The organism is Arthrobacter sp. 01N444, assembly GCF_056399305.1.
In genome coordinates, this window is sequence record NZ_JBFTRB010000009.1 from 42,015 (window position 1) to 68,566 (window position 26,552).

Genomic DNA, 26,552 nt, shown 5'->3' on the forward strand with positions numbered 1-26,552 from the left:
ACATGCCATGCCCGCCAACCCAACCCAAGAAGACAAGTAGTGATGAAAACCGAGTCTGCATCCACAATGACCGCAACCGACACGCACCCAGTTGAAGGCGACACCATCAAACCCCTGCAGACGGCCCCAGGGGCTGTCCTGGATAACCGCAACGGCGCCAGCACCCTCAAGTCCGCCGGACACGTGATTGTTGATTCGCTCGCGGCGCACGGGGTGGAACGCACCTTTGTTGTCCCGGGGGAAAGCTTCCTGGACGTCCTCGACGGGCTGCACGGCTCTGAGATCGAGACCGTGGTCTGCCGGCACGAGGGCGGCGCCGCCTACATGGCCGAGGCCGACGGCAAGATGAACCAGCGCCCCGGCGTCGCCATGGTCACCCGCGGCCCCGGGGCAGCGAACGCCCATGTGGGCCTGCACACCGCGTGGCAGGACTCCACCCCGATGCTGCTCTTCGTCGGACTGATTCCGTTCGCGCACCGGGACCGCGAGGCGTTCCAGGAGTTCGACATCAAGGCGTGGTTCGACACCGGCGCCAAACGCGTGATGGTCCTCGACCACCCCGAGCGGGCCTCCGAAATTGTCGCGGAGGCAATGTTCGCGGCCATGAGCGGCCGTCCCGGGCCCGTGGTGGTGGGCCTGCCGGAGGACATCATCCGGGTCCCCATTGATCCGGCCCTGCACCCGGCCATCCCGGTTGCCGCGGGCGGCATGAGCAGCACCGATGCCGGTGCGCTGGCTGAGGCGCTGGCACAGTCGAAGAAGCCGCTCTTTGTCACCGGCGGGAACGACTGGACCCAGGAAGCCGCCTCGGAACTAACCCGCTGGCTCGAAAAGCACCACATCCCGGCCGCGGCGGAGTGGCGTACACAGGGGACCGTCTCCTTTGATTCGCCCAGCTACGTGGGGCCGATCGGCTACGGCCGGCCCCGCCCCACCTATGACCTCCTGGAGGAAACCGATCTGCTCGTTTTCGTCGGGACGGTCCCGGGGGACGTGATCACGGACGGTTTCGTCTGCCGGCAGGACTGGAACAAGAACAACTTCCTCGTCAGCATCGATCCCTCGCTGCGCGGCCGCTCCGGTCCGGTCTCCCGCCAGATCCTGGCCAAGCCGGACGCCTTCGTCCGGGACTTGGTCAACATCGACCTGCCCGTCAGGCAGGAGTGGAAGGCCTGGACGGCCCGGATGCGCGCCGAGCAGTGCTCTTTCGCCAGCCTGCCGCCGTCGGTCCCCGGAGCCGGTCCCGCGAAGATGGACACCCTGATGGCCAACCTCGTCCCGCTGCTGCCGCAGGACGCCCTGGTGACATTCGGGGCGGGCGAGCACACCAACTGGGCGCACCGGTACTTCCCCACCCGGCGCTACGCCTCGATGATCAGTGCCCGGAACGGTTCCATGGGGTACTCGGTGCCCTCGGCCATCGCCGCCTCACTGGCCAGCCCGGAGCGCCGGGTGGTCACCATCGCCGGCGACGGGGAATTCCTGATGAACGGCCAGGAGCTCGCCACGGCCGCCCAGTACGGAGCCACGCCGCTGATCATCGTGATGGACAACCAGGAGTACGGCACCATCCGCACCCATCAGGAACGCCACTACCCGTCCCGGGTGTCGGGCACGCAGCTGAAGAACCCCGACTTCGGCATGATGGCCCGGGCGTTCGGCGGTTTCGGCATCACCGTCACCGAGGATAAGGATGTGCCGGCCGCCCTCGAGGCGGCGCTGGCCGCCATCGACCGGGACGGTGTGTTCGCCCTGGTCCACCTCATCGTCGAACAGCGGGTCAAGGCCTACTAAATCCACCCTGCCTAACCTGGTTGCGCTATCAGTCCTGGTCGTCATTCGGCGTCCATAACCGCCAAGACTGATAGCGCAACGGGTGGTTGGAGGGGTGCCTCGAGGCTACTCCCCCGTTTCTCCGCCTATTCCCCCGTCTCGCCGTCTAGGGCCTCGCGGAGGAGATCGGCATGGCCGTTGTGCCGGGCATACTCCTCGATCATGTGGCACAGGATCCAGCGCAGGCTCGGTGCCGAACCGTCCGGCCACGGGCGACGGGCTAATTGGTCCAGGCCACCGGCGGCCAGGGCCTCCGTGACGCTGGCCCGGGACCGGTCCACGGCGTCCTGCCACAAGGTGCGCAGCTGGTCCGGGGTGTCCCCGGCGGCGGAATGCCACTCCCAGTCCGGGTCGGCCTTCCAATCCACGGCGGCAAACGGGGCCTCCCGGTCCCGGGCGTGCAGGGAACGGGAGAACCATTCGCTCTCCACATAGGCCATGTGCTTCAGGAGCCCACCCAGTGTCATCGATGAGGCAGCGGTAGTAGCCACAAAGCCGGCCGCGTCCAGCCCGGCGCATTTCCACGCCAGCGTGGCCCGCTGGTAGTCCAGGAAACCCAGGAGGGTCGCGGTTTCATCGGCGGCAAGGGGAGGCTCCGGGCGGCCTTGATCGTCCACAATTGTCATGCGCGTGAGTCTAGCCGCCCGGCGTCCACGTCGCCGGAAACCGTCCGCTTCGCCGGAAAAGTACGGCGAGCCGGCACGCTTCCGGCGACTTCGACGACGGCGGCAGCAGACACGGGGACGACGGCGGCAGGCACGGGGAGGACGGCAGGGACCCGCACGGTCCGCCTGGCGCGCCGGTGGATGACGTACTCGGCCACCGCAAGGTTGATCACCCAGGCTGCCCCCAGGAGCACAGCCCGGGTCGGCTCGTCGGGCGGGCCCACCAGCAGCATCCACGGCAGCCCCGTCAGCGCCTGCGTTCCCGCGGCAACGCCGATCGCGTAGCCGCGCGTCATCCACGCGCCGTGCCGCACAAAATCCCGGCGCACAACCGCCACGACTCCCAGGACAATGCTCGCCGCCATGGCCGAGCCGAAGACCAGCCGCAGTACCAACAGCGCCGGTCCGTCCCCGGGCGGCAGCGGATAGAAGACGGCCATCCACAGGCCGGACAGGGCGGCCAGCAGGCCCGCCGGCGCGAGGATGCGGCCGGCGATGCGGTGCCAGCCCCGGCGGCCCCGCAGCGCGGGGAGGAACTGGAACGCACCGAGCAGGCTGTAGGTGGTGACACTGAGGATGTGGGTCACCACGGGCACGGGTGAGGCGAAGAACCGGGCGTTCTGGGCGGTGACGGCGGCACCGCCGGTCAGTTCCGTCAGCCGCGCCGCACCGGCGATCACCGGGATGAGGCTGAGAAGGATCAATCCGGCTGGCACTGGCCACTGGGGGCGGCGGCGGACTCGGGGGACGGGGGCGCTGCTGGCGTGTGTTGTCACGGCGTGGTCCTTGGCTGGGATGGCTGGCGGCGGCGGTACATGAGACGCGAGGTGTACGGCGAGGTGTACGGCGTACACCTGATGCGGCCACGTTAGGTGTACGGCGTACACTTGTCAATAGGGAACCGTTAGGGAAGGGTGGCCGGATGACCCAGCAAGCGGAGCGAACGCGCCGGATTCCGTTGAGTCGGGACCGCGTCCTGGCTGCCGCCGTCGTGCTGGCCGATCATGTGGGGATCGAGGCGCTGAGCATGCGCCGGCTGGCGCAGGAACTCGGCGTCGTGCCGATGGCGCTTTACAAGCACGTGGCCAACAAGGAGGAACTCCTTGATGGCATGGTGGACGCCCTTGTCAGCGAGATCGATCCTCCCGTCCGCGATGCCGGCTGGAAGGACGCCGTGCGCCTGAGGGTGCTCTCGGCGCGGGGGGCGCTGCTGCGGCATCCGTGGGCCCGGCAAGTGCTGGAATCGCGCACGAATAAAACTCCAGCGGTCCTTGGCTACATGGACTCGTTCATCGGCATGTTCCTGGCCGGAGGCTTCTCCGTGGACCTGACCCATCACGTCATGCACGCCCTCGGCAGCCGCATGTGGGGGTTTACCCAGGAGCTGTTCGACGACTCCGCCGGCGGGAACGCCGCAGGGCTGGCCACCCTTCCGCCGGAGGCGCAGGCGGCCATGTTCCAGGAGATGGCCGAGCGGTATCCGAACATCCTGAAGGTCGCCACCGCCTCCGCGCACCAGGACTCCGTGGTGGGCCAGGGGTGCGATGACCAGTTCGAGTTCGAGTTCGCCCTCGATCTGCTCCTGGACGGCTTCGAGCGGCTGCACCGGCAGCACTGGACCTCCAGTCCGGCACAGACCAGCCCGGCGCAGACCTCGACGCCGGCGAGGCCCTGACCGGCCCCTACTCCTCCAGGAACCGCAGCAGGTACGGGAGAGTGGTCCGCATGGCCCGCAGGTCACCACCGCTCGCGGCCAGCTCGCCCAAATAATCGCCGTGGGTACCCGGCACGATCATCAGGCGCGCGCCGGGAATGACCCGTGACATCCGCACGGCGTGGTCAGCGCTGACGACGTCGCGGTCTGCGCTCAGCACCAGGGTGCGGGCCGTGATGCGGCGCAGGTCCTCGTCCGACCAGCCGGGGAAGCTCAGGATCCGCTGGCGGTCCAGTTCGAACATCCGCTCGAGGTGTCCGGGGTCCGGGTTCAGCCGGCGGTCCGCGTCCTGGTACACCTCCGGCATGTCATCGAGGGTTGCCTTTTCCATCCCCTCCCAGAATTCATCGCCCACAGCGTCGCGGCTGGCGAAGGTGGAGGCGGCAATCAGGCACCGCACCATGGACGGATGCCTCATGGCCAGCGCGAGCGCGGTGTGGCCCCCGGCGCTGAACCCGAGCACGTCCACGGAGTCCACGTTGAGCGCATCGAGCACGGCCTTGATGTCCCCTGCCGATCCTTCGGCGGTGAGCGGCCGGGCGGTAGCCGCGGTCCGGCCGTGGCCTTCCTCTTCGACGGCGATCACCTGCAGGCTCTCGGCCAGCAGCGCGGGGATGAGGCCGGCGAAATTGGTCTCGATGCTCGAGCCTCCGCCGGGAATCAGCAACAGCGGGGGCTCGCCGACCCGCGGGTGGCCATGGACCTCGTAGTACATGCGGAGGTCGCCGTTCGCCGCGTAACCGTGGGTGAATGTCACACGGCATGTTACCGCCGCTAATACCGGGCTGAACAGGGCCTTGCGGACGACGGCGGGAGATTCCCGCCGTCGTCGTGTTGCGTTGCAGGTCAGGCGTTGACGGACTCGGCGATGATCGCGTCGACCTGGCCCAGCGCCTCCCTCATGCCTTCTTCCATGCCCATGGCGACGATCTTCTCCATCTGCTCCTCCGCCTCGAAGGTGGACAGGATGGTCATTCGGGTGCGGTCGCCGATTGGCTCCAATGTCACAACTCCGTGGATCGTTCCCATATCGGCCACGGGGTCGCCGTTGTCGTCCGCGAAGCCATCATCGAACTCCAGCCGGTGCGGAGCGTTGATGGTCACGAACCGCCACCAGCCGCGGGCCTTCTCCCCCTCGGGTCCCGTCATGTAGTAGCTGGCCTCGCCGCCCGGGACGAACTCGTGCTTCTCGAAGGTGGCCGGCCACGTGGGCGGCCCCCACCAGCGCTCGAGCTGGCGCGGGTCTTCCCAGATTTGCCAGACGCGTCCCACTCCGGCATCGAACTCGGCGACCACGGTGAGGCTCAGCGCCTCAAGATTCTTGACTGAACTGACAACCGTCATGACGAACTCTCCTATCCTTCAGTTTCCTTCAGCTTGGCCTTGCGATTTCTTGATTGGTCTGGCGCCTGCCTGCGTCTCGTCAGATTCCGGGGCGGCCCCTTCGGCAAGCAGGTCCGCAATCCGGTCGGCGCGCTGGCGCCAAATGACCTCGTAGTCGTCCAGCAGGCGGCGGGCCCGCTGCAGGCCGTCATGGTTGGCCCGCACGATCTGCTCCCTTCCCCGCTTCTCCTTCGAGACAAGGGAAGCGCGTTCCAGCACCGCCACATGCTTCTGGACGGCCGCGAAACTCATGGCGTAGAGGGCGGCGAGCCCGGAGACCGAGTACTCGCCCACTGTCACCCGGCGCACGATGTCCCTGCGGGTCGCGTCGGCGAACGCGTGGAAAAGGCGGTCGAGTTCGTCGTCGTTGAGCTGGGTTCTGAGCTGATCTACAACCATTTGGTTGTAGAATAGTCCGACCGCTCGGGGGTGTCAATGGGCCACGAAACGACGCCGGTGGAGACAAGGACCGGGCGGCAAGAGGCCGGTGTGCGGAGCGTGTGCCGAGCGTAGAGTGAGCCCATGAAGCGTGTGGTGATCGACCGCTTCGGCGGCCCCGAGGTCCTGCAGGTGGTGGAGGTCGACGATCCACGGCCCGGCCCGGGCGAAGTCCGCGTCAGGGTCCTGGCTTCGGGGGTCTCTTTCACCGATGCCCAGCTGCGCGCCGGCACCTACCTCGGCGGACCGAAGCCGCCTTTCACGCCCGGCTATGAGCTCGTCGGCATCGTTGATGAGCTCGGGCCCGGTTGCTCGCGGGTACGGGTCGGGGACCGCATCGGCGCGCTGACGGTGTGGGGCGCCAACGCCGAGCGCGTCTGTGTGCCAGAGGCATACGCGGTGGATGTGCCTGAGGACCTCGACCCGGCCGAGGTCGTAAGCCTCGTCTTCCCCTACATGACCGCTTACCAGCTGCTGCACCGGACGGCCCAGGCGAAGCCCGGGGAGAGTGTTCTGGTTCACGGCGCGGCAGGCAGGGTAGGGGCCGCCATCCTCGAGCTCGGAGCATTGGCCCGCCTCCGCCTCTACGGGACCGCCGCCGGCCGGGACCGCGCCGCAGTGGAGCGGCTGGGCGCGGTGGCTATCGACTATCAGAACGAGGATTTCCTGGCCCGGGTGCGCGGGCTCACCGGCGACGGCGTAGACATTGCCCTCGACGGGATCGGTGGGCCACTGTCTCTGCGCTCCTTCCGCGCGCTGCGGCCCGGCGGTCGGCTCGTTGTGTTTGGCCGCTACGCCACCATCGCGCAGGGGCGCAAGAACTGGCCCGGAGTGATCGCCTGGTACGCGGCAACGGGGAGCGTCGCCCTCTGGGGCTGGCTGTCACCCCGTCGAAAAGTGTTGTCCTACCGGATCCAGAAGCTGCGCATCCACCACCAGGACTGGTTCAGGGCAGACTTCTTCGCGCTGCTCGAGTTGCTTCGCCGCGGCGAGATTCACCCGGTGGTGGCCGAGCGCCTGCCGCTTTCCGACGTTCGCCGCGCCCATGAGCTGCTGGGGAGCACCGCGTCGAAAGGGAAGATCGTGCTCGTACCCTGATGAGGCCCCGCCGAGTTCGCGGGAAGCTTGCGAGATCGCCGCAAGGTTACGGCGTGTCCGCACGTTTCCGGCGACTTGGCGCGCCGGCGCCACGAGGGAGGATAGTTTTAGGGCATGACGGCAAGCTACAGGTACGACGTCGAGATTCTGCACCTCCTTGTCTCGCCGGCACACGCCTACTTCGGCCGCGCCCGCGATGGTGCGGCGCAGGTCCCCACGACGGACGCGGACCAAGTGGAGCTGGTGGCCGGCAAGGGCATCGTCGGCGACCGGTTCTTCGGCAAGGCCGCGCACATGGACGCCGCCGTCACCCTCCTCTCGATCGAGGCCCTCGAGGCGATGGCCAAGGAACTGGCAGCCGGCCCCTTTGACCCGCTCCTGACCCGGCGCAATGTGGTCCTCCGGGGCGCCCACCTCGCTCCCCTGCTCGGCGAAGAGTTCGCGCTCGAGTCGAGGGGCAACGTGGTCCGGCTCCGGGCCGGACGGCCAGCCCACCCCTGCGCCTGGATGGACCGGATGCTTGCCCCCGGCGCGCACGCCGCCATGCGCGGCCGGGGAGGCGTGCGCTGCCAGCCGCTTTCGACCGGCCTCCTGAGCCGCGGCCCGGCCGTGCTGGTCAGCCCCGTCCCGCTCGACCCCGGGCAGGCCGGCGTCCCCACACTGCTGCGCCCCTCCCGGCTGCCGTAGCGCGGCGGACGACGGCGAGCGGCGATCATGTTCTTTGCCGCGGAGGTGGAACAAATGCTCATCCGAATCGTCGGCAGGAAATAGGCTCGGACTCATCGATCAGGCGGCCGCACGGCAACCGTCAAGCGCAAAAACCGGTGAAGGAGCCAGGGTGGACACCCGAAAGCTGAAGTATTTTCTGGCTGTTGTTGACCACGACGGGTTCAGCCGGGCCGCGGAGCACCTGCTCATCGCCCAGCCATCGCTCTCGCAGACCATCGCCGCCCTCGAGAAGGAGCTGGGCGTGCCGCTCTTCCACCGGATCGGGCGGCGGGCGGTGCTCACCGAGGCGGGCAAGGAGCTGATCGGGCCGGCCCGGCTCGTGATGCGCAACCTCGATGCTGCGCAGTCCGCGGTGCAGTCGGTGCGTGGGTTGCGCAGCGGACGGCTGGACATTGTCACGATGCCCTCACCCGGGATCGAGCCCCTGTCCTCGATGATCGCCGCCTTCACCCGGGCGCATCCCCTGGTCAGGCTCAATGTCAGCGCCGCCTTCACCCCGGAGGACGTCATCGAGTCTGTCCGAAGCGGCAGCACGGAGATCGGGCTGGCAGGCTCCCCCACGCCCATCAAGGTTCCCGGCGTTGAGGTGCTGGAGCTCGATCGCCAGCCGCTGATCCTTCTCGTCAATCCCCAGTCCGATACGTTTGGCGCCGCAACAACGATCCAACGCGAGGAGCTGGCCGGCCACCGCCTGGTCGCGAGCCAGCGCGGTTCGCTGATGCGCTGGCTTGTGGACGACGCACTGGCGCGGGGGATCGACGCCGAAATCGTCGTCGAGGTCGCCCACCGGACCTCGATCCTGCCGTTGGTCCTGGCCGGGGTCGGCCACGCCGTGATGCCGTCGTCGTGGGCGCCCCTGGCCCACAAATCGGGGCTGCGGACGCTGCTGATCGAACCCGTGTCCTACCTGGATGTTGCCGTTCTCAGCCGGAGGGACGACCTGACCCCCGCAGCCCGGTCCTTCCTGGCGGTGGCGCGGCTGCACGCGGCCCCGCAACCGCAAGGAGGGACAGAAACGCCTCCCCCGGCGCATCATCAATAGGCTGAACCTATCTAGCGGATCGGATCTTGGTCTTGGACGGCATGTGGTGCCGGCCCGTCTACTTGAAGAGGAAGGCAGTGTGACGCTGCTAACACACTCAACGAGGAGGTAGGCACATGAGCGCCACCCAGACATTCAGCATCGCTTCAATCCCCGCAGACGGAGTCGGCAAAGAGGTCGTCTCCGCCGGACGCCGGGTCCTGGACGCCCTGGCGCAGAATTCCGGCGGCAAGTTCGCCTTCGAATGGACCGAGTTCCCATGGGGCTGCGAGTACTACGCCAAGACCGGCCAGATGATGGACCCCGACGGGCTGGACACCCTCAAGGACTTCGACGCCATCTACTTCGGCGCTGTCGGCTGGGAAAACGTCCCGGACCACATCAGCCTCTGGGGCCTGCGCCTGAATATCACGCAGAACTTTGACCAGTGGGCGAACATCCGTCCGGTGAAGTTCCTCCCGGGCGTCCAGTCCCCGCTGCGCAAGGCCGACACCACCGAGCTCGACTGGATTGTGGTCCGCGAAAACAGCGAAGGCGAGTACGCCGGCCTCGGCGGGCGCAACCTCAGCGGCCGCGGCCCGGGCAACGAGGTCGCCCTGCAGACCGCACTGTTCACCGAGAAGGGCTGCGAGCGCATCATGCGCTTCGCGTTCGATCTGGCCCGGACCCGCACGGTGAAGAAGGTCTCCTCCGTCACCAAGTCCAACGCCCAGCAGTACGGCATGGTCCTCTGGGACGAAACCTTCCAGCGTGTTGCCCTGGACTACCCCGATGTCGCCACCGAGAGCGTCCTGGTCGACGCGATGAGCGCCAAGTTCATCCTCCACCCGGAAGACCTCTCCGTGGTCGTCGCCTCCAACCTGAACGCCGACATCCTCTCCGACCTCGGCTCGGCCCTGGCCGGCAGCCTCGGCCTGGCGGCCAGCGCAAACCTGAACCCGGAGCGCCGCTTCCCGTCCATGTTCGAGCCGGTGCACGGCTCGGCCCCGGACATCGCGGGCAAGGGCATCAGCAACCCGATCGGCGCGATCGCCAGCGCAGCCCTGATGCTGGACCACTTCGGCCTGCACGAGGAAGCCCGCCGCGTCGAGGCCGCCATCGAAGAGGCAACCGGCGCCGGCCACCTGACCCGCGACGTCGGTGGCGACGCCACCACCGCGGACGTCACCGACGCCATCATCGAGGCCCTGGCCCGCACCCTGGCGGCCGTCTAACGCTTCCGTCTGCCGCTGCGGCGCACTGAAACGGACGACGGCACTGAAACGGACGACGCCGGCCGCGCGGCCGGCGTCGAACGCTACACACTGCACGGGGCGGCTGCGCCGAACTGGCACCCGCCCCGTGCAAACCCCCACACTTAAAGCATCTCCAGAGACATTCCACAATGAGGTAGGAATCATGGGACACATCACCACCGCGGGCACGGAAATCCCGGCCCCCAAGAAACGCTGGTACAGGCAGCTGTACTTCTGGGTATTGACCGGCATCGTCCTCGGCATTCTGGTGGGCTGGCTGGCCCCGGCCGCGGGCATCGCCATGGAACCGATCGGCACCACCTTCGTCAACGCCATGAGAATGCTGATCGGCCCGATCGTGTTCCTGACCATCGTCGGCGGCATCGCCAGCGTCGCGGATCTGAAGAAGGTCGGCATGACCGGGCTGAAGGCCTTGACGTATTTCCAGATCGGCACGATCTTTGCCCTGCTCTTTGGCCTGGTCGCCATCAACGTCTTCCGCCTCGGCGACGGCGTCAACGCAGACGCCAGCGCGATCAAGACGACGGACTCCGCGGCCAAACTCATCGACGCCGGCGCCCACCAGGAATGGTGGCAGTTCCTGACCCACATCATCCCCACCAGCGTTGTCGCGCCCTTCGTGGAAGGCGACATCCTCCAGATCATCTTCATCGCCGTGATCTTCGGCGTCGCGCTGAACGCCATGGGCAAGGTCGGGGCGCCCGTCCTGGACGGTGTCCAGCGCCTCACCGGGGTCATGTTCAAAATCCTGGGCTTCATCATGAAGGCCGCCCCGCTGGGCGCGTTCGGCGCGATGGCCTTCGCCGTCGGCAAGTACGGCGTCTCTTCCCTCTCCAGCATGGGCGGGCTGATCGCCCTCTTCTACGCCACCTCGATCCTCTTCGTCGTCGTGGTCCTCGGCTCCGTCATGGCTTTCCTGAAGCTGAACATCTTCAAGATGATCCGCCACCTCAAAGAGGAGTACCTGCTTATTCTGGGCACCTCCACTGCCGAACCGGCCCTCCCGGGCCTGATGCGCAAGCTCGAGCACGCCGGTGTGAAGAAGGAAACGGTCGGGCTCGTGGTCCCCACGGGCTACAGCTTCAACCTCGACGGCGCCGCCATCTACCTTTCGCTGGCCGCCGTCTACATCGCCCAGGCAACCAACACGAACCTGACCATCGGCCAGCAACTGGGCCTCATCGCGGTCATGCTGCTCACCTCCAAGGGCGCGGCAGGCGTCGCCGGCGGCGGCTTCATCGCCCTGACCGCCACCCTGTCCACGCTCGGCACCATCCCTGCCGCCGGCATCATGCTTATCTTCGGCATCGACAAGTTCATGTCCGAGTGCCGGGCCCTGGTGAACTTCACCGGTAATGCCGTCGCCACCTTGTTCATCGCCTGGTGGGACCGCACCCTGGACGCGGACCGCGTCCGCCGCGTCTTCAACGGCGAAACTGTTGAGCCGCTGCCCAGCGAGGACCCGGTCCTCCCGGACGGCTACGGCGACATCGACGATGACCTGATCGAATACGGCCACCACACGCACCCGGAGCGCACAGAAGCCGCCGATGCCGATTCGACGGCCAAGGACACCCGCCGCCCTGCCTACTCAGAAACCATCTGACATGTTCAACACCACCGCCCCGAAAACCGTGCGGACCCTCATCGCACCGGACAAGTTCAAAGGCAGCCTCACGGCCGGCGAGGTGGCCGACGCCCTGGCCGCAGGGCTCCGCGCCGGAGCCGGCTCCACCGGCGGGGCCGGAGCGGTCCACTGCGAGCTGCTTCCCCTGGCCGACGGCGGGGACGGCAGTGTGGACGCCGCCGTCGCCGCCGGCTTCACCCGGCACCGCCACACTGTCACCGGGCCCACCGGCCGGCCCGTCCCGGCCGGCATCGCGTTCGACGGCACCACCGCCGTCGTCGAGGTCGCCAACACCTGCGGCCTGGCGCACCTGCCGGCGGGCCAGCTGGAACCCTTGGCGGCCTCCAGCCGGGGCTTTGGGGAAGCGATCCTGTTCGCCCTCAGTCTCAACCCGGCCAGGATCGTCCTGGCGCTGGGCGGAAGTGCCAGCACCGACGGCGGCATGGGAATGCTCACCGCCCTGGGCTACGGCTTCCACGACGCCCGCGGCCGGCAGCTCCACGGCAGCGGAGAGTCACTGGCGCAGATCCACACCATCCGCCGGACCAGGTTCCCCGAACTGGACAGCACGGAACTCGTGGTCGCCAGCGACGTCCACAATCCACTGCTCGGGCCCGGCGGCGCGCCGGCGGTCTTCGGACCCCAAAAGGGCGCCGGACCGCAGGACGTTGCGGCACTGGAGCACGGGCTGGCGCACCTCGTCGCCACGATGACGGACGCCGGATTTGAGGACGCCGCCGAACTGGCGCAGCGCGAGGGCGCCGGAAGCGCCGGCGGGATCGGCTTCGCCTGCCTGCTGCTGGGCGCCAAGCAGGTCTCGGGCGCCGACTACTTCCTGGACCTGCTCGATTTCAACAACCGCAGGGACAGTTGCGACATCGTCATCACCGGCGAAGGCAGCATCGACGAACAGACCCTCGCCGGCAAGCTTCCCGCCGCCGTCGCCCGGAGGTCCGGAACCCGCCCGATCATCGCGGTGGCCGGCCGTTCACTCCTCCCCCGGGAAAGATGGTCCGAACTGGCGCTCACCCGGGTCTACACCCTGGCCGAGTACACCGACCAGGACTCCGCCAAAGACCCCGGACTTTCCGCCGCCCTGCTGCAGAGGATCGGGAGGGACATCGCGGCAAGCCTGCTGTAGGCAGCAGCGGAATCTGGCCCCGCGGTCTTACTGCCTAATCCGGCCCTGACTCTTCCCGCTCCGCGATTCCTTTCACGCTCTTCACCAGGCTGTCCCACATGTCCTTGGAGTGGTCGGCGTCCTCGGCACTGGCGTTGTTGTCCTGGGCGAGCGTCAGTTGCGTGGCACCGGCCTGGTCCTCGAGCGTCCAGGTCAGCGTGTGGTAGTTCTCCGGCGCATCCGCCTGGCCGCTCAACGGGCTGAAGTGCGTGACAACAAGCCGCCGTCCGGGTTCAAACTCGAGGATGCTGCCCCTGTCCTCGTACTCCTTGCCGTCCCAGGTGCCCCGCCACAGGATGGGTCCGCCTACCGTCCAGTCGGTCACGAGTTCGGTGCCGAACATGAACTCCTTGGCGGCATCGGGATCGGTGATCACGGACCATACGCGGCTCGCGGGCGCCCCGATGGTGATGGTCGAGGTCGCCACATACATTCCAGGCATAGCCTTCCTTTCCTCGCGGAGTCGCTCGGCGCCGGCAGCGCCCGGCACCGAGACTACTCCGCCGGGCGGAACGTGCGGAAGCTCCCTAGGCCGGGTAGATCGCGATGGCGGCGGCCTTGATGACGAAGTAGACGCTCATTCCGGGGATGAGGCCGAGGTCGGCTGACGCGGCCGGGGTGATGTCGGCGGAGAGCCGACCGGCACGGACACGGATCTGATCGCCGTGGGGCTCCAGGTCCGTGATGATCACTTGGAATGAGTTTCGCGGACTGCCGTGCTCTTCGGTGAGGAACACCGATACCGCCGACGGCGGAAAGACCGCTACTCCGTCCTGCCCGGGCTCGATGGTCTCGTCCCGGTGGCCCGCGACGACCATGCCCTGGGCGGTGGTCACCCCGGCGTCGCTGACAGTCCCCGCCACCAGGTTCAGCCCGGCCAGCCCGGCGGCGAACCGGCTGCGCGGTTTTTCCAGGACTTCGCGGGTGGGGCCCTGTTCGGTGATCCGGCCGTCCTCGAGGACGATCACCCGGTCGGCCAGCATGAGGGCGTCGAGGATGTCGTGGGTGATGATGATGGCCCGGCGGCCGGCGAGGACGCGCTTGAGGAGCCGGCGGAGCAGCGGGGCGGCATGGATGTCGAGCGCGGCCATGGGCTCGTCCAGGAGCAGCAGGTCGGGGTCGGCGGCGAGGGCGCGGGCCACGGCCACCCGCTGGGCCTGTCCGCCGGAGAGCTGTCCGGGGCGCCGCGAGGCGAGGGAGCCGGCGTCGACTTCGCTGAGCCAGTGCATGGCCGTTTCGCGGGCAGCGGCGCTGGAGGCGCCGGCGCTGCGTGGCCCGAACGCGACGTTGTCCAGTGCGCTGAGGTGCGGAAACAGGAGGGCTTCCTGGGCCAGCAGCGCCGTGCCCCGGGTGTGCGGGGCACGCCAGATGCTGGTGTCCGCGCTCAGGTCGAAGAGGACTTTTTCGCCGATCGTGGCTTTGCCGGCATCGGGGCGCAGCAGGCCCGAGATGATCGAGAGGAGCGTAGATTTACCGGCCCCGTTGGGCCCGAGGATGGCGATTGTCTCGGCCGGTCCGAGGCTGAAGGAGACCTCGAAGCCCCGTGCGGCAAGGGTTGCGTCCAGCTGAAAGGTCACCGGAATGCTCCTTCCGGTGCCACGCCAAGGCGCGGGCGCCGGTAGGAGAGCCCGACGACGGCCACCGCCACGGCGACCAGCAGGAGGGAGAGCGCGACGGCGGCGTCGGCGTCGGTTTCGCGCTGCAGATAGATCTCCAGCGGCAGGGTGCGGGTGACGCCCTGCAGGCTGCCGGCGAAGGTCAGGGTGGCACCGAATTCGCCCAGGCTGCGGGCGAAGGACAGAACGGCGCCGGAGGCCAGGCCGGGGAGCACCAGCGGGATGGTCACCCGGCGCAGCACCGTGCCCGGGCGCGCCCCGAGGGTCGCGGCGACCGCCTCGTACTTGTTGCCGGCGGTGCGCAGGGCGCCTTCGAGGCTGACCACCAGGAACGGCAGGGCAACGTACGTCTGGGCGAGGACGACCGCGGTGGTGGAGAAGGCGATCTGGATTCCGGCCAGTTCCAGGCTTTTGCCCAGCAGTCCCTGGCGGCCGAAGGTGTAGAGCAGGGCGATGCCTCCCACCACGGGGGGCAGGACCAGCGGCAGCAGGACGAAGGCCCGGAGCAGGCGCTGGCCCGGGAACGGGCTTCGGGCCAGGATGAGTGCGAGCGGCACGCCGAGGACGATGCAGGAGGCGGTGCTCGCCGCGGAGGTACGCAGGCTCAGGCCGAGCGCGGTGAGTGAGGATTCGGAGGTGATCAGCGGGATGAACTGGGACCAGTTGACCTTGGCGACCATTGCAACCAGCGGCAGCAGGACGAAGAGTGCCCCTGCTGCCGCGATGGCGTAAATCCATGCCGGGATGCCTGTGTACCCGGTGCCGCTGCGCCTGTGCATGCCGTTTACGGGGTGCCGAATCCGGCGTCGCTCAGCACCGTCTTGCCCTCGCCGCCGGTGACCGCGGCGATGAAGGCAGCGGCGAGCTCCTTGTTCTTGCTCGTGCCGACCGTGGCGATCGGGTAGGTGTTTACGGCCTGGTCCGACTCGGCGAAGGGGATGCCTTTGACCTTGTCTCCGGCGTTCCTGACATCCGTGACATAGACCAGCCCGGCGTCGGCCTCACCCGAGGTGACCTTGCCCAGGACATCCGTGACGGACGATTCCTCGCTGACCGGCGCCAGGGTGGTGCCGGTGGCTTTTTCGACGGTCTCGGCAGCGGCGCCGCAGGGAACCTGCGGTGCGCAGACCACCACCTTCACGCCCGGTTTGGCGAGGTCGGCGAAGGAGCTGATCGATGCCGGGTTGGACGGCGGAACCGCGATCTCCAGGACGTTCGTGGCGAAGTTGGCCGGGGCGCCGTCGATCAGTTCCGCATCGGTCAGCTTGGTCATGTTCTTAGTGTCGGCGGAGGCAAAGACGTCGGCCGGGGCGCCCTGGGTGATCTGCGTGACCAGGTCCGAGGAGCCGGCAAAGTTCAAAGTGATTTTGGTGTCGGGGTTCTTCGCCTCGAAGTCGCTGGCCAGCTTGGTGAAGGTCGATTTCAGCGAGGCCGCGGCGTACACGGTGATCGCTCCGGACAGCGTGGGGGTCTCACTGGCCCCGGCGCTGGAGTTGGAGCCGGTTCCGGCTGCCCCGGGTGTGCCGCCGGCACAGCCGGCCAGGCCCGCGGCCAGGGCGCCGGCCGCCAGCAGTGCGGGGACGTGCTTGCGGGCGGTCCTCATATGAGGCTCTTTCCGTGGGGCGTTTCGATGATGACGGTGGTGGCTTTGACCACGGCGGTCGCCACGGATCCAAGTTCCAGGCCCAGTTCCCGGACGGCTTCGCTGCTCATCAGGGACACGACGCGGAAGGGCCCGCACTGCAGCTCAACCTGTGCCATGACTTTGTCAGCGGTGATGCCCGTGACCAGGCCGACGAACCGGTTGCGGGCGGAGCGGCCTATCTTGGTGGGGTCATCGGGAAGCTGTGCCTGGTCGCGGGCCAGGTGGGCAAGTTCCAGGCCGTCCACGGCCAGCCGGCCGGAGTCATCCTTGACCGGGGTCAGTATCCCATTCTCGGTCCAGCGCCGGACGGTGTCGTCACTGACCCCGAGAAATCGTGCTGCTTCGGAAATGCGGATTTTCGGCATACCTCCATAATCACCTATTTGCGGCAATTATGGGGAAACTGATCCGCAAATCAGTAAAGAATCCTCGTTTGGGGTCATCCGAGGCGCAGCCGGGTCCGGCCCCCGGGATCCTCGAACTCAAGGCGCATTTCAGGCCGGCCGGTGGCGCCGCCGCCGGGCGCCGCCCGCTGGCTGGTCACCAGGAGCGACGGCGGGTCGATTTTCCCGCCGCCCGGGACGATAATCGGAGGTGACCGGACAGCTTCTGCCGAGAGGAGCCGGCCGTGGCCCCCACCACCCTGCTGGCAGGATTCAGATCTGCGATCGCCGCCCTCACGCTGGGGGTGCTGCTGACCGGAACCGGCTGCTCCTCCGACAACCCCGCGGAAACCACGAAGATCACGCCGGCGACCAACGGGATCAACACCGTGGTCGGTCCGATGAAGCTGGCGGACATGCTCATCCTCTCCCACGGAGCGGACCAGCCCGGACGGATCATGGGCACGGTTTTCAACACGTCCGCCAAAGACGCGGTTGTCACCATCTCCGGCGCTTCCGGATCGACGGTATCGATTCCGGTCAAGGCCAACGGCGAAACGTCTTTGGTCCAGCCTCCGGCCATGATGCTGGACCCCACCACGGGATCCCCCGGGTCCCTGGTCACGGTCCGGGTGAGCGAGGACTCCACAGGTAAGTCGGCCGAGCTGCAGCTTCCGGTCCTCGACTCCACGCTGCCCGAATACCAGTCGTACATGCCCGCGACGCCCGGATCCGGGACTGCCTCCGGCAGCCCGTCACCCACGCTGCCCGGGAACATCACCGCCCCATCCGGGACCGGGTCCCCCAGCCCCTCCCCCAGCCCGTAGCCCGAAGCCCGGCCCCAAGCGCCCGACAACCATGGATCTGGCCCCAAAGGCGGCCCCGCCGGCGCAGGAGCAGGACGGGGCTTAGGCAGGCAGGGCCGGTGAACGCCGTCCCTGCCTGCCTGGCAGTCTCGGTGGCTCTGGCTAGGAGAAGCGTCCCGGCCGGAAGGTGGCCAGCATCGGGTGCTTCGTGCCGGTCATGATCTCGCCCGCGAGAAGTTCTCCTGCGATGAGGCCCAGCGTGGCCCCCGAGTGTGTGAAGGCCACGAAGCAGCCGGGCACCTGGCCGAGTTCGCCGAGGACCGGTTCGCCGTCGCCCGGGATGGGCTTGTAGCCGATCTTCCAGGAGGCCGGTTTGAGGTCGGGGTTGCCGCCGATGAGCTTGGATGCTTCATCGGCGAGTTCCTGGACCACGTCATCGGGGATGCTGAAGGAGCCGTCGGCGTGTTCGGCGATGTGCCCTTCATACCAGTCGTGGTCCAGGGCAAGGGTGTTTCCGGGGTTGGGCCGGACGGCGGCCCGGGGGGTGTTCAGCACGGCCTTCAGCTCGTGCTCGACGGGTTTGGTCAGCACCAGCATGGAGACCGGGGATCCGTTGGGGATCTTGACGCCGAGGGAGGCGACGACGGCGGGAGTTGCGGCACCGCATGCCACGAGGACAGCGTCTGACTCGTGGGTTTCGCCTGCGGCCGTCTCGATGCCGGTGGCCCGGCCGCCGTCGACCGTCACGGACACTTTGCCGGCGTTGAGTACGAGTTCACCGCCCAGGGCGTGGAACTCCTCCATCAGGAAGTCCACCAGATCGGGCAGGCTGACCCAGCCCTCACCGGGGTTGAAGATGGCGTTCTCCGGAACGGCATCCGGTTCGATGCCGGGGGTGGCCGAGGAAACCTGTGCGGGTGTCAGAAGCTTCGAGTCATAGCCGATGGATTTCTCGTAGTAGTGGCGGGCTTCCGTGGCGGCTTCCTGGCCGGCGGGATTCCACATGAGGCCACCGCCGAACTGCAGCCAGTCCCGGCCGGGGTCCGCGGCGAAGAGCGTGCGGTAGCGGTCCACGCCGGCGACCCGGAGCTGGTGGTACGGTGTGGACCGTTCTCCGGCGGAGTTCAGCCAGGAGAGCGAGCGGCCGGTGGCCTCGCTGGCGAGGCCGTGTTCGGTCAGGAGGATGACGGAGGCGCCGTCGCGGAGCAGGTGGACGGCCGTGGAGACGCCGAGGATGCCACCGCCGATGATGGCGATGCGCTTGGTTGAGGGCGTGGAGGACATGGGTCTGCCTTTCCTAAAGTAGAGGTATCTGGGGTGTCCGTGAGGGGCACTGGGAGCCGGTGTGCGGGCTATGCGAAGGCGCGGATATTTTGGATGACGCTCAGGACGTCGAGGGACTCTTCGGGGTCGACCGGAAGTGGGCCCTTGCCACGGAGGGCAGTCGCGAGCTCTGCATAGAACAGCGGATAGGCGCCGGGTTCAGATGCGACTGGCCGCAGGTCTCCGTCGATACCCACGGTCCCCCAATGGGTTTGGGGTTCGACGCCGTAGCCCGGGTCCGTGGGTATCGTTCCGGCCGCGAGGGCCGGTTCCTGGCCGTCCAGGCCCCACTTCGTGTAGCCGGACTGGGAGCCCAGGACGTGGAAGCGTGGGCCGACCTGCGCCGTCATGCCGTTCATCCACAACCGTGAGCGGACCCCGGATTCGTGGAGCAGGGACACGAAGGCCTCGGTGTCGGCACCGGCCGGATCCGGGCCGCGGTTCGCCGTTTCGCCGTAGCTTTCGGTCACCGGGCCAAAGAGCTGGACGGCCTGGTCGATCAGGTGGGCACCGAGGTCGTTGAGGATGCCGCCGCCATCGGGCACGGCGGCGGTGTCCCCCCAGTTTCCGAAGCCCTCCGGCCGCCACCATTCGAAGCGCGACTCGAAGCTGCGGACCTCGCCCAGCGCTCCTTCCCCGATAAGCTTCTGAAGCGTCAGGAAATCGGCGTCCCAGCGCCGGTTCTGAAATACCGTGAGCTGCACGCCGGCGTCGGCCGCTCGGGAGATGAGCTCCTGCCCCTGGCCCGGTGTGGTGACGAACGGTTTGTCCACCACCACGTGGAGGCCATGGGCGATGGCCGTTGCGGCGAGGTCGAAGTGGGTCAGCGGTGGCGTTCCGAGGACCACCAGATCGAGGTCACCGGACAGCGCAAACAGGTCCTCCGGCGTCGGGACGATCCGGGTGTCCGGGTAGAGCCTTGCCGCCTCCGAGGCGCGGTCCTGATCCGCCGTGACGATCACGTCCAGCGAGTAGTTGGCATCCGCCGCGATCAGCGGTGCGTGGAAGACTTTGCCCGAGATGCCGAACCCCACGACGGCGGTGCGGATGGGTGCTGCCGCGGTGTTTCCCTTCAGGGTCTCCATCAGAGCACTTCCGAGAGGAATCGCTGGAGGCGTTCGCTTTGCGGGTTGTCGAAGAGGTCGGCGGGCGTGCCGGACTCGACGACCTCGCCTTCGTCCATGAAGACAACCTGGTCGGCGACTTTGCGGGCAAAACCCATCTCGTGCGTGACCACCAGCATGGTCATGCCGCGGCGGCCCAGGCCTGCCATGAGGTTCAGCACGCCCTTGACCAGTTCCGGGTCCAGGGCGCTGGTGGCCTCGTCGAAGAGCATGACTTCCGGTTCCATGGCCAGGGCTCGGGCAATCGCGACGCGCTGCTGCTGTCCGCCGGAGAGGTCGCGGGGGCGGTGGTCGGCGCGTTCGGCAAGACCGACCTCGGCTAGGCGGCGCCGGGCGCGTTCCCTGGCTTCGGCCTTGGGCATGCCCTTGACGCTCCAGAGGGCCAGCGCCACGTTCTCGAGGGCGGTGTGGTCCGGGAAGAGGTTGAAGTGCTGGAACACCATGCCGATGCGGCTGCGCAGGAGGTCCGGTTTGACCTGCAGAGCGCTCTCGCCGGCCAGGAGCACGTCCCCGCTCTTGGGTTCGTGAAGCCGGTTGACGCCGCGCAGGAGAGTGGATTTGCCGGAGCCGGAGGGCCCGATGATGCAGGTGGTGGTGCCCGGGGCGACGTTGAGGCTGACATTGCGGAGCACCTCGACGTCGCCGTAGGCCATGGTCAGGTTCTGCAGTTCCAGGCTGGAGCCGTGGAACGTCTCGATGTCCGGGACTGATTCTTTGGCATTGCTGGCGGTGTTGGTGCTGCTTGCGGTGTTGCTGGCGAGGCTCATGTGTTGCTCCCGGTGGTCAGCGGTGAAGCCGCGGCAAGTTCTTTGACTTCCTTGAGACCGCTGCTGGGTGCGGCGGGGCGGCGTCGGCCGGTGCGGAAGCGGTTATCGAAGTAATTGACCAGATGGGTCAGCGGAACCGTGATCAGCAGGTAGAAGATGCCGGCCATGACCAGGGGCGAGAGGTTGCCGGAAAGCACGGCGGCGTCCTGGCCCACGCGGAAGAGCTCGCGTTCCGTGACCAGCAGGCCCAGGAAATAAACCAGCGAGGAGTCCTTGACGATCGCGATGAACTGGTTCACCAGCGCTGGCAGGACCCGGCGGACTCCTTGCGGAACCACCACCAGGGCCATGGACTTCGCGTAGCTCATGCCCAGCGCGCGGCAGGCCTCACCCTGGCCTTTGTCCACGCTCTGGATACCGGCGCGGAAGATCTCCCCGATGTAGGCGCTGGCGATCAGGCTCAGGGCGATGATCCCCAGGGGGTAGGGCGAGGGACCGAAGATCGATTGGCTGAAGCGGGCGAAACCCTGGCCGATCAGCAGGATGGTCAGGATGGCGGGGAGTCCGCGGAAGAGGTCCGTGTAAATCCGGGCCGGAACCCGAAGCCACCGCGAGGGAGATATCCCCATCACGGCGACGACCATGCCGAGGGCAACGCCTATGATGGTCGCCGCAACGGAGATGATGAGGGTATTGAGGAGACCGACTCCCAGAAGCTGGGGCAGGACCTCGGCCATTGCGCCGAAGTCGAAGAAGGTGCGGGTGATGGTGCTTAACCAGTCCATGGTTGCTCTCAGACGTAGATAGCTTGTGGAACCCGGCGGGCCGCGCAGTGCGGCCCGCCCGGTCAGGTGGCAGCCGGGCTATGTGCCGACGTGCCGATGGTTCGGTGCCTGTTGGTTGCCGGCCGCTTACTTGCTGGGCCGTTTACTTGCTCGGCGCAGGCGTTGCCGTCTGCTCAGCTTTCGGCAGGTACTGCTCGGGCATCGGGGAGCCCGGGAACCACTTCTGGTAGAGCTTCTTCCAGGTGCCGTCCTCCATGGCTGCGGCAAGGCCCTTATTGAGGGCGTCCTTGAAAGCGGTCTTGCCCTTGGCCACGGCGAAGCCGGCGGGAGCGTCGAAGGACGGGATGTCCGCGGCGCTGATCAGCCCGTACTGCGTTTCATAGGCCTTGGCGGCCTCGTAGTCCAGGAAGTGTGCATCAACGGATCCACTGTTGACGGCGGCGATCGCGGTGTTGTTGTCCGGGAAGCGCACCAGGCTCGCGGAGGTGAAGTTCTTGACCGCGTAAGCCTCCTGCAGCGTTCCCTGCACGACGCCGAGACGCTTTCCGCCGAGGCCGTCGGCGCCGGTGATGCCCGAGGTTTTCGTGGTGATGACGGTCAAGTAGCCGGCCAGGTAGCCATCGGAGAAGTCGACGGTTTGCTTGCGCTTGTCAGTGATGCCGATCGCCGCAACGCCGGCGTCGAACTGGCCGTTGGAGACGGCCGCGAGCAGCCCGGAGAAGTCCTGTCCGGTGAAGACGACCTTGTCCACTCCGGCGCGGTGGGCGACGTCTTTGAAGAGCTCGACGTCGAAGCCGGTGAAGTTACCCTGGGCGTCGGCAAAGGTATAGGGCTTCGAATCACCCAGGCTGGCAACGCGGATGGTGCCGGCTTCAATCAGGCCGTAGGGGTTGTCCGCCGGCGAGGACGAGGCGGATGAGCTGCCTCCGCAGCCGGAGAGTGCCAGGACCGCGGCAACAGCAGCGGCGATGAGCGCCCCGGGGCGCATTTTGTTTCCTGTGTTCACAGCGTTTCCAATCGTGGGGGTGAGCAGCGGGGCAGGCAGGCAGTGGGCCCCGTGGAGTGGCACTTTATCGATGGAAGTCTTGCTGAGTCCGGTCTCAGTCCCTAGGATTGAGACCGGACTCACATCGATTGCTAGAAATGTAATCGAAGCCACATCAGGCGTCAAGGGTCCGCTACGAAAGGCCGTAATGAATAGTGATGCTTCCCGGCGCCGCGATGTCACTGTCGCCGACGTCGCCAAAGCAGCCCAGGTTTCCAAGGCCCAGGCCGCCCGCGCCCTGGGCAACTACGGGGCCGTGAGCGACGACGTGCGTGAGCGGGTGCTGGCTGCCGCCGAGGAACTGGAGTACCGGCCCAACGAGCTCGCCCGCAGCATGAACACCGGGAAATCGCACACCATCGGGGTGGTGGTCGGCGACATCGAAAACCCCCATTTCGGCCTGGCCACGCGGGGCATTACGGATACCGCCAAGCGGAGTGGATTCAATGTCATCCTGATCAATACGGACGAGGATACCGAGGCGGAAATCGACGCCGTCAGGGTGCTCCTCGACAAGCGCGTTGACGGCCTGATCGTGGCACCCGCGTCTTCCGTGGAAACGCAACATTTACGGCGCGTTTACGAATCCGGCCGTCCGCTGGTCCTTTTGGACCGCAAGGCGCCAGGGCTCGACGTCGACACCGTGGCGGTGGACATGGAGGACATCTCCCATGAATCCACCAGCTATTTGCTCAAGTCCGGCCACCGGAGGATCGCCTTCGTCTCCACGCTGAAAACAGCCGGGCCGTACCACGACGGCATGCAGCTGGACTCGTCCCAGATCTCGGACCGGCGCGACGGCATGAAACGCGCATTCGAGGAGGCGGGGCTGGACCTGCCCGTCGATCTGATCCGCCTCAACGCCGGCGACGACGAGTCCATCAAGAAGATCACCCGCGAGCTGGTGCAGCGCCCTGACCCGGCGACGGCGATCATCGCCTCCGACGGGCTGATCGGCCTCAGCGTGGTGGAAGCGATCCACGAGCTCGGCCTCTCCATTCCGGGTGATGTCTCCTTCCTCATGTATGACGACTTCGCCTGGACGCGCCTGACCACGCCCCCGCTCACGGTTATCGCCCAGCCTGTCTACGACATGGGCGTAGCAGCCGCGTCAGCCCTGATCCGGCAGATCGAAGGCCGCAAGGCACCGGCGGCCGCACCGACATTCACGGCCGCACTGATCCGCCGCGGCTCGGTCGCGGCCCCGCGGGCGGCCCGCGAGCACACTTAGTCCGCTTGCGGGCGCCATTGGGCGCCTCGACCCAAAGGACAGGGCTTAGTTCTCTGGCGCGGTCCCGGGCCGGCGGATTCACTGAACTGCAGGGGAACGTTTGGTGCAATCGGCGGAGGGAGCGTGATCCCTGTGGGCGGACCCATCCGGCTGCTGGAATCGGGCCGCCCTCACGCTGCGCCCACGGAAACGGGCGCCGATCCGCCATGGAGCTGACGGTCATTGTCCTCATCACCGCCCTCCTGTTCGCGTGGGCGCTGGTGTCGGCGCGGCTGCAGCAGGCGGACCTGACCGCTCCTATTGTGTTCACCGCTGTCGGCGCAGCCCTGGCCTGGTCCGGGCTGGTTAGTGGCCCGTCGCCCTTGGCGAGTATCACCCCGGTTGTCGAGGTCACACTGGTGTGGGTGCTCTTCTCCGACGCCGCCCGCTTGCCGCTCCAGCAATTGCGCCAAGACGTGAGCCGCTACGTGCGGCTGCTGGGAGTCGGTCTGCCGCTGACGATTGTGTTCGGGTGGGCCCTGGCCGCTTGGTTCTTTCCCCAGTTCGGGTTCTGGCTGGCCCTCCTCGTCGGTGCTGCGCTTGCCCCTACCGACGCCGCACTCGGAATACCCGTGGTGACGAATCCGGCGGTGCCGTCGCGGATCCGCCAGCTGATCACGGTCGAAAGCGGCCTCAACGACGGCATCGCCACCCCGGTCGTCATGCTCGCCATCGCCGGCGCGGCCGCCGCAGCAGGCCTGGAGAGCGCCGAAGGCCCAGGCAGCGCGGCCATGGAGCTGCTCATCGGCGCCGGTGTCGGCGCAGCGGCCGGCGCCGCGGGAGGGTGGCTGCTCCAGCTGGCCCGCCGGCGCGGGACCGCAACCGAGGATTTCGCCGGCATCGGCGTCCTGGCCCTGAGCCTGCTCTCCTACAGCGCCGCACTCGCGGTGGGCGGCAACGGCTTCGTCGCCGCGTTCTGCGCCGGGCTGGCGTTCGGCACCTGCGCCGGGGAACGGGGGCCGGCCGAACTGGCTTTCGTTGAGCAGATGAGCGGCCTGGTGTCCCTGCTCGTGTGGCTGGCCTTCGGAGCCATCACCGTGCCGATCATGCTGGAGCACTCCCTCCCCCTGACCATCGCGTATGCCGTGCTCAGCCTCACGGTGGTGCGGATGCTGCCGGTGGCGCTGGCCTCAATTGGCGCCGGCCTCGACCGGAAAACCGTCCTGTTCGTGGGCTGGTTCGGCCCGCGCGGACTGGCGTCGCTCGTGTTCGCGCTGCTGGCGCTGGAAGCCCTTGGACCATTGTCCGATCAGGCTGTGGCCGTCATTGCCGCCACCGTACTGCTCAGCGTCCTGGCCCACGGCTTCAGCGCCGCACCGTTGGCTGCCCGCTACGGACGGGCCGCTGCCGCAGCGGGACCGGAGCCCGGCGGACCGGTGCCGGTCTCTCCGGCCCCCGCCCGGGGGCTGAGCCGCATGCACATCCACCCTCCGCATTTTCGGTCGAAGCGGTCCCGACCCTAGACCGCACTGAACCGTCTGCGCTGGACTCGGGTGCCGTCGTCGCCGTCCACGTTCCGGCACAGCGGCTGTGATGAGTCTCACGCGCAAATTTCGCCATCTGGCTTGAGCCTCCCGCGCGGCGCTGTGCACTATGGAAAGGCAAGGCGGGGACTGCGACGTTCCTGCCGGTGCAGCCTGACGAATTTCTGCGACGTTCCGCGTCCGCAGTAAACGCCGGGCACCCATCCTGGTGGACGCAATGAGGCCAAACCGGTGAGCTCGCAGAGCTGCCCACGGTCTCAGGCGTTCCTGGTTTGGCCCCTACGGCGGCTCCGCATCGGTGCGGCAGCCGGACATCCGGATTCATGAAATGGAAGCACTGAACAATGACGTTTGAAACTGCCAACTCTGTAACCCACAAGCTCTGGGACCGCTCCACCATGCACCACGAGCTGGACGCGCTGGTCCACGAGCTCTCCGAGCGCCACAACACAGCCAAGAGCAACATCGCGGTCCACGCCAGCGGCCCGAACACCTTCACCCTCAGCCTGAACCACGGCGCCTAAAGCCCGGGTTCCAGGCAGCAAAGCCAAACGACGACGGCGGGAGCCACATCCCGCCGTCGTCGTTTGACCTTAAAGCCCGCGGATCAACCGGCGCCCACGGCCCCGCGCATTTCCGTCTTGACCCGGTACATGTCCTGATCTGCGGCCAGCAGCAGGGCCGTGGCCAGTTCTTTGTGCGCGGCCGGATCCGCGTCCGCCGGAACAGCCGTTTTCGCCTGGCCAACGGACATGCCCAGCCGGAGCTCGCTCCCCCCGATGGTGACGGCGCCGGCCAGGCAGCTCCGGACGCGCTCTGCAACCGCCTCGAGCTCCGCCGCGTGCTCCAGCCGAGGGATCAGGACAACGAACTCGTCCCCGCTGTAGCGCGTGACGGTGACCGCGCCGCGCACGGCCTGGGAGAGCATCAGCGCCACGTGTTCCAGGACCTGGTCGCCGGCCGCGTGGCCCAGGGTGTCGTTGACCAGCTTGAACTTGTTGACGTCGTAAAACAGCACGCCGACGCGGTTCCGCTGTTCGCCGGCGCTGGCCAGGGCCCCCAGCAGGTTTTCCTCGAGGTGCCGCCGGTTCGGCAGGCCGGTCAGCGGGTCATGCAGCGCCCGATGGTGGGCTTCCCGCAGGAGCGCGGCGCGGTCCGCCTCGGCATCCTCGAGTTGCCGGTGAGCGCTGGCCAGTTCGCGCTCATACCGCCGCCGCTCGGGGGCCGCGAAAAAGATCATCAAATCCCTCGGTTCTGCCCCGTCCACGGTCCGGGTGACGGACAGCAGGACGGGCCTGCGCTGCCCGTCCTGTCCCAACAGCTCGATCGAGAGTTCGGC

Annotated in this window: 28 protein-coding genes; 12 read left to right on the forward strand and 16 right to left on the reverse strand. The window is 67.5% G+C overall.

Annotation, left to right across the window (positions count from 1 at the left end):
• The first annotated feature begins 66 nt into the window (after positions 1-66).
• A complete protein-coding gene (locus AC1DKN_RS12120) occupies positions 67-1,794 on the forward strand; it encodes a thiamine pyrophosphate-dependent enzyme (RefSeq protein ID WP_476871381.1) in 1,728 nt (575 codons plus the stop codon).
• A 125-nt stretch (positions 1,795-1,919) separates the two neighbouring features.
• Here AC1DKN_RS12120 and AC1DKN_RS12125 read toward each other — a convergent pair whose 3' ends face one another.
• Both AC1DKN_RS12125 and AC1DKN_RS12130 read right to left on the reverse strand, forming a co-directional pair.
• Positions 1,920-2,459, reverse strand: coding sequence for a DinB family protein (locus AC1DKN_RS12125; protein WP_476871382.1), 540 nt, complete (start codon positions 2,457-2,459; stop codon positions 1,920-1,922).
• On the reverse strand, positions 2,456-3,274 hold the full coding sequence (locus AC1DKN_RS12130; RefSeq protein WP_476871383.1) for a DUF2306 domain-containing protein: 819 nt from the start codon (positions 3,272-3,274) through the stop codon (positions 2,456-2,458). The genes AC1DKN_RS12125 and AC1DKN_RS12130 overlap by 4 nt, the downstream gene beginning before the upstream one ends.
• Before the next feature lie 146 nt (positions 3,275-3,420).
• Here AC1DKN_RS12130 and AC1DKN_RS12135 point away from each other — a divergent pair, with 146 nt between their 5' ends.
• Complete coding sequence (locus AC1DKN_RS12135) at positions 3,421-4,173, forward strand: TetR/AcrR family transcriptional regulator (protein ID WP_476871384.1); 753 nt, start codon at positions 3,421-3,423, stop codon at positions 4,171-4,173.
• Positions 4,174-4,180: 7 nt separating this feature from the next.
• On the opposite strand, the gene AC1DKN_RS12140 is transcribed toward AC1DKN_RS12135, so the two are convergent.
• From AC1DKN_RS12140 to AC1DKN_RS12150, 3 genes are all read right to left on the reverse strand, one after another.
• Entirely contained in the window at positions 4,181-4,969 is a 789-nt protein-coding gene (locus AC1DKN_RS12140) for an alpha/beta fold hydrolase (RefSeq protein ID WP_476871385.1), read from the reverse strand.
• Positions 4,970-5,058: 89 nt separating this feature from the next.
• Positions 5,059-5,556, reverse strand: a complete 498-nt coding sequence (locus AC1DKN_RS12145) for an SRPBCC family protein (protein WP_230009669.1) — start codon at positions 5,554-5,556, stop codon at positions 5,059-5,061.
• Positions 5,557-5,574: 18 nt separating this feature from the next.
• A complete protein-coding gene (locus AC1DKN_RS12150) occupies positions 5,575-5,994 on the reverse strand; it encodes an ArsR/SmtB family transcription factor (RefSeq protein ID WP_476871386.1) in 420 nt (139 codons plus the stop codon).
• A gap of 123 nt (positions 5,995-6,117) precedes the next feature.
• On the opposite strand from AC1DKN_RS12150, the gene AC1DKN_RS12155 reads away from it, so the two are divergent.
• From AC1DKN_RS12155 to AC1DKN_RS12180, 6 genes are all read left to right on the forward strand, one after another.
• Positions 6,118-7,131 carry a medium chain dehydrogenase/reductase family protein gene (locus AC1DKN_RS12155; protein ID WP_476858123.1) on the forward strand — a complete coding sequence of 338 codons (1,014 nt, stop codon included), beginning with the start codon at positions 6,118-6,120 and terminating at the stop codon, positions 7,129-7,131.
• A 114-nt stretch (positions 7,132-7,245) separates the two neighbouring features.
• The gene (locus AC1DKN_RS12160; protein ID WP_476871387.1) at positions 7,246-7,818 is read left to right on the forward strand and encodes an MOSC domain-containing protein; all 573 of its coding nucleotides are present in this window, start codon (positions 7,246-7,248) and stop codon (positions 7,816-7,818) included.
• 151 nt (positions 7,819-7,969) lie between these two features.
• Positions 7,970-8,902 (forward strand): LysR family transcriptional regulator, encoded by a 933-nt coding sequence (locus AC1DKN_RS12165; protein ID WP_476871388.1) that lies wholly within the window; start codon positions 7,970-7,972, stop codon positions 8,900-8,902.
• Between the two features lie 116 nt (positions 8,903-9,018).
• Positions 9,019-10,116, forward strand: a complete 1,098-nt coding sequence (locus AC1DKN_RS12170; RefSeq protein WP_230009632.1) for a tartrate dehydrogenase — start codon at positions 9,019-9,021, stop codon at positions 10,114-10,116.
• 184 nt (positions 10,117-10,300) lie between these two features.
• Positions 10,301-11,764: a C4-dicarboxylate transporter DctA gene (gene dctA / locus AC1DKN_RS12175; RefSeq protein ID WP_476871389.1), complete on the forward strand. Its 1,464-nt coding sequence runs from the start codon at positions 10,301-10,303 to the stop codon at positions 11,762-11,764.
• 1 nt (position 11,765) lies between these two features.
• Entirely contained in the window at positions 11,766-12,926 is a 1,161-nt protein-coding gene (locus AC1DKN_RS12180) for a glycerate kinase (protein ID WP_476871390.1), read from the forward strand.
• Positions 12,927-12,960: 34 nt separating this feature from the next.
• On the opposite strand, the gene AC1DKN_RS12185 is transcribed toward AC1DKN_RS12180, so the two are convergent.
• The 5 genes from AC1DKN_RS12185 to AC1DKN_RS12205 all read right to left on the reverse strand — a co-directional run bounded on the left by AC1DKN_RS12185 (position 12,961) and on the right by AC1DKN_RS12205 (position 16,591).
• The gene (locus tag AC1DKN_RS12185) at positions 12,961-13,407 is read right to left on the reverse strand and encodes an SRPBCC domain-containing protein (protein ID WP_476871391.1); all 447 of its coding nucleotides are present in this window, start codon (positions 13,405-13,407) and stop codon (positions 12,961-12,963) included.
• 85 nt (positions 13,408-13,492) lie between these two features.
• Positions 13,493-14,542: a sulfate/molybdate ABC transporter ATP-binding protein gene (locus AC1DKN_RS12190; protein WP_476871392.1), complete on the reverse strand. Its 1,050-nt coding sequence runs from the start codon at positions 14,540-14,542 to the stop codon at positions 13,493-13,495.
• Positions 14,539-15,360 (reverse strand): ABC transporter permease, encoded by an 822-nt coding sequence (locus AC1DKN_RS12195; RefSeq protein ID WP_476871393.1) that lies wholly within the window; start codon positions 15,358-15,360, stop codon positions 14,539-14,541. Before AC1DKN_RS12195 ends, AC1DKN_RS12190 begins: the two co-directional genes overlap by 4 nt.
• Before the next feature lie 5 nt (positions 15,361-15,365).
• Positions 15,366-16,184: a molybdate ABC transporter substrate-binding protein gene (gene modA / locus AC1DKN_RS12200; protein ID WP_476871394.1), complete on the reverse strand. Its 819-nt coding sequence runs from the start codon at positions 16,182-16,184 to the stop codon at positions 15,366-15,368.
• Positions 16,181-16,591: a TOBE domain-containing protein gene (locus AC1DKN_RS12205; protein ID WP_223913528.1), complete on the reverse strand. Its 411-nt coding sequence runs from the start codon at positions 16,589-16,591 to the stop codon at positions 16,181-16,183. The genes modA and AC1DKN_RS12205 overlap by 4 nt, the downstream gene beginning before the upstream one ends.
• 263 nt (positions 16,592-16,854) lie before the next feature.
• Here AC1DKN_RS12205 and AC1DKN_RS12210 point away from each other — a divergent pair, with 263 nt between their 5' ends.
• A complete protein-coding gene (locus AC1DKN_RS12210) occupies positions 16,855-17,436 on the forward strand; it encodes a hypothetical protein (protein WP_476871395.1) in 582 nt (193 codons plus the stop codon).
• A 141-nt stretch (positions 17,437-17,577) separates the two neighbouring features.
• On the opposite strand, the gene AC1DKN_RS12215 is transcribed toward AC1DKN_RS12210, so the two are convergent.
• The 5 genes from AC1DKN_RS12215 to AC1DKN_RS12235 form a co-directional block, all read right to left on the reverse strand.
• Positions 17,578-18,699 (reverse strand): NAD(P)/FAD-dependent oxidoreductase, encoded by a 1,122-nt coding sequence (locus tag AC1DKN_RS12215; RefSeq protein ID WP_476871396.1) that lies wholly within the window; start codon positions 18,697-18,699, stop codon positions 17,578-17,580.
• 68 nt (positions 18,700-18,767) lie between these two features.
• Complete coding sequence (locus tag AC1DKN_RS12220) at positions 18,768-19,823, reverse strand: Gfo/Idh/MocA family protein (protein ID WP_476871397.1); 1,056 nt, start codon at positions 19,821-19,823, stop codon at positions 18,768-18,770.
• On the reverse strand, positions 19,823-20,629 hold the full coding sequence (locus tag AC1DKN_RS12225; RefSeq protein WP_290370353.1) for an amino acid ABC transporter ATP-binding protein: 807 nt from the start codon (positions 20,627-20,629) through the stop codon (positions 19,823-19,825). The genes AC1DKN_RS12220 and AC1DKN_RS12225 overlap by 1 nt, the downstream gene beginning before the upstream one ends.
• A complete protein-coding gene (locus AC1DKN_RS12230) occupies positions 20,626-21,414 on the reverse strand; it encodes an amino acid ABC transporter permease (RefSeq protein WP_018775513.1) in 789 nt (262 codons plus the stop codon). Before AC1DKN_RS12230 ends, AC1DKN_RS12225 begins: the two co-directional genes overlap by 4 nt.
• Positions 21,415-21,556: 142 nt before the next feature.
• Positions 21,557-22,402 carry an ABC transporter substrate-binding protein gene (locus AC1DKN_RS12235; RefSeq protein WP_223913949.1) on the reverse strand — a complete coding sequence of 282 codons (846 nt, stop codon included), beginning with the start codon at positions 22,400-22,402 and terminating at the stop codon, positions 21,557-21,559.
• Between the two features lie 205 nt (positions 22,403-22,607).
• Here AC1DKN_RS12235 and AC1DKN_RS12240 point away from each other — a divergent pair, with 205 nt between their 5' ends.
• The 3 genes from AC1DKN_RS12240 to AC1DKN_RS12250 all read left to right on the forward strand — a co-directional run bounded on the left by AC1DKN_RS12240 (position 22,608) and on the right by AC1DKN_RS12250 (position 25,737).
• Positions 22,608-23,690, forward strand: a complete 1,083-nt coding sequence (locus tag AC1DKN_RS12240; RefSeq protein WP_476859935.1) for a LacI family DNA-binding transcriptional regulator — start codon at positions 22,608-22,610, stop codon at positions 23,688-23,690.
• A 206-nt stretch (positions 23,691-23,896) separates the two neighbouring features.
• Entirely contained in the window at positions 23,897-25,192 is a 1,296-nt protein-coding gene (locus AC1DKN_RS12245) for a cation:proton antiporter (protein WP_230008941.1), read from the forward strand.
• 365 nt (positions 25,193-25,557) lie between these two features.
• A complete protein-coding gene (locus tag AC1DKN_RS12250) occupies positions 25,558-25,737 on the forward strand; it encodes a hypothetical protein (protein WP_018775517.1) in 180 nt (59 codons plus the stop codon).
• 83 nt (positions 25,738-25,820) lie between these two features.
• On the opposite strand, the gene AC1DKN_RS12255 is transcribed toward AC1DKN_RS12250, so the two are convergent.
• The gene (locus tag AC1DKN_RS12255) at positions 25,821-26,453 is read right to left on the reverse strand and encodes a diguanylate cyclase domain-containing protein (RefSeq protein WP_476871398.1); all 633 of its coding nucleotides are present in this window, start codon (positions 26,451-26,453) and stop codon (positions 25,821-25,823) included.
• Between the last annotated feature and the right edge of the window lie 99 nt (positions 26,454-26,552).

What these genes read in the sequence shown, in the direction of transcription:
- AC1DKN_RS12230 (WP_018775513.1), bottom strand. Translation starts at nt 21,414, where the DNA reads ATGGACTGGTTAAGCACCATCACCCGCACCTTCTTCGACTTCGGCGCA.
- AC1DKN_RS12125 (WP_476871382.1), bottom strand. Translation starts at nt 2,459, where the DNA reads ATGACAATTGTGGACGATCAAGGCCGCCCGGAGCCTCCCCTTGCCGCC.
- AC1DKN_RS12215 (WP_476871396.1), bottom strand. Translation starts at nt 18,699, where the DNA reads ATGTCCTCCACGCCCTCAACCAAGCGCATCGCCATCATCGGCGGTGGC.
- AC1DKN_RS12255 (WP_476871398.1), bottom strand. Translation starts at nt 26,453, where the DNA reads ATGATCTTTTTCGCGGCCCCCGAGCGGCGGCGGTATGAGCGCGAACTG.
- AC1DKN_RS12145 (WP_230009669.1), bottom strand. Translation starts at nt 5,556, where the DNA reads ATGACGGTTGTCAGTTCAGTCAAGAATCTTGAGGCGCTGAGCCTCACC.
- AC1DKN_RS12225 (WP_290370353.1), bottom strand. Translation starts at nt 20,629, where the DNA reads ATGAGCCTCGCCAGCAACACCGCAAGCAGCACCAACACCGCCAGCAAT.
- AC1DKN_RS12180 (WP_476871390.1), top strand. Translation starts at nt 11,766, where the DNA reads ATGTTCAACACCACCGCCCCGAAAACCGTGCGGACCCTCATCGCACCG.
- AC1DKN_RS12245 (WP_230008941.1), top strand. Translation starts at nt 23,897, where the DNA reads ATGGAGCTGACGGTCATTGTCCTCATCACCGCCCTCCTGTTCGCGTGG.
- AC1DKN_RS12150 (WP_476871386.1), bottom strand. Translation starts at nt 5,994, where the DNA reads ATGGTTGTAGATCAGCTCAGAACCCAGCTCAACGACGACGAACTCGAC.
- AC1DKN_RS12235 (WP_223913949.1), bottom strand. Translation starts at nt 22,402, where the DNA reads ATGCGCCCCGGGGCGCTCATCGCCGCTGCTGTTGCCGCGGTCCTGGCA.
- AC1DKN_RS12240 (WP_476859935.1), top strand. Translation starts at nt 22,608, where the DNA reads ATGAATAGTGATGCTTCCCGGCGCCGCGATGTCACTGTCGCCGACGTC.
- AC1DKN_RS12250 (WP_018775517.1), top strand. Translation starts at nt 25,558, where the DNA reads ATGACGTTTGAAACTGCCAACTCTGTAACCCACAAGCTCTGGGACCGC.
- dctA (WP_476871389.1), top strand. Translation starts at nt 10,301, where the DNA reads ATGGGACACATCACCACCGCGGGCACGGAAATCCCGGCCCCCAAGAAA.
- AC1DKN_RS12135 (WP_476871384.1), top strand. Translation starts at nt 3,421, where the DNA reads ATGACCCAGCAAGCGGAGCGAACGCGCCGGATTCCGTTGAGTCGGGAC.
- AC1DKN_RS12170 (WP_230009632.1), top strand. Translation starts at nt 9,019, where the DNA reads ATGAGCGCCACCCAGACATTCAGCATCGCTTCAATCCCCGCAGACGGA.
- AC1DKN_RS12205 (WP_223913528.1), bottom strand. Translation starts at nt 16,591, where the DNA reads ATGCCGAAAATCCGCATTTCCGAAGCAGCACGATTTCTCGGGGTCAGT.
- AC1DKN_RS12195 (WP_476871393.1), bottom strand. Translation starts at nt 15,360, where the DNA reads ATGCACAGGCGCAGCGGCACCGGGTACACAGGCATCCCGGCATGGATT.
- AC1DKN_RS12160 (WP_476871387.1), top strand. Translation starts at nt 7,246, where the DNA reads ATGACGGCAAGCTACAGGTACGACGTCGAGATTCTGCACCTCCTTGTC.
- AC1DKN_RS12155 (WP_476858123.1), top strand. Translation starts at nt 6,118, where the DNA reads ATGAAGCGTGTGGTGATCGACCGCTTCGGCGGCCCCGAGGTCCTGCAG.
- AC1DKN_RS12185 (WP_476871391.1), bottom strand. Translation starts at nt 13,407, where the DNA reads ATGCCTGGAATGTATGTGGCGACCTCGACCATCACCATCGGGGCGCCC.
- AC1DKN_RS12220 (WP_476871397.1), bottom strand. Translation starts at nt 19,823, where the DNA reads ATGGAGACCCTGAAGGGAAACACCGCGGCAGCACCCATCCGCACCGCC.
- AC1DKN_RS12120 (WP_476871381.1), top strand. Translation starts at nt 67, where the DNA reads ATGACCGCAACCGACACGCACCCAGTTGAAGGCGACACCATCAAACCC.
- modA (WP_476871394.1), bottom strand. Translation starts at nt 16,184, where the DNA reads ATGAGGACCGCCCGCAAGCACGTCCCCGCACTGCTGGCGGCCGGCGCC.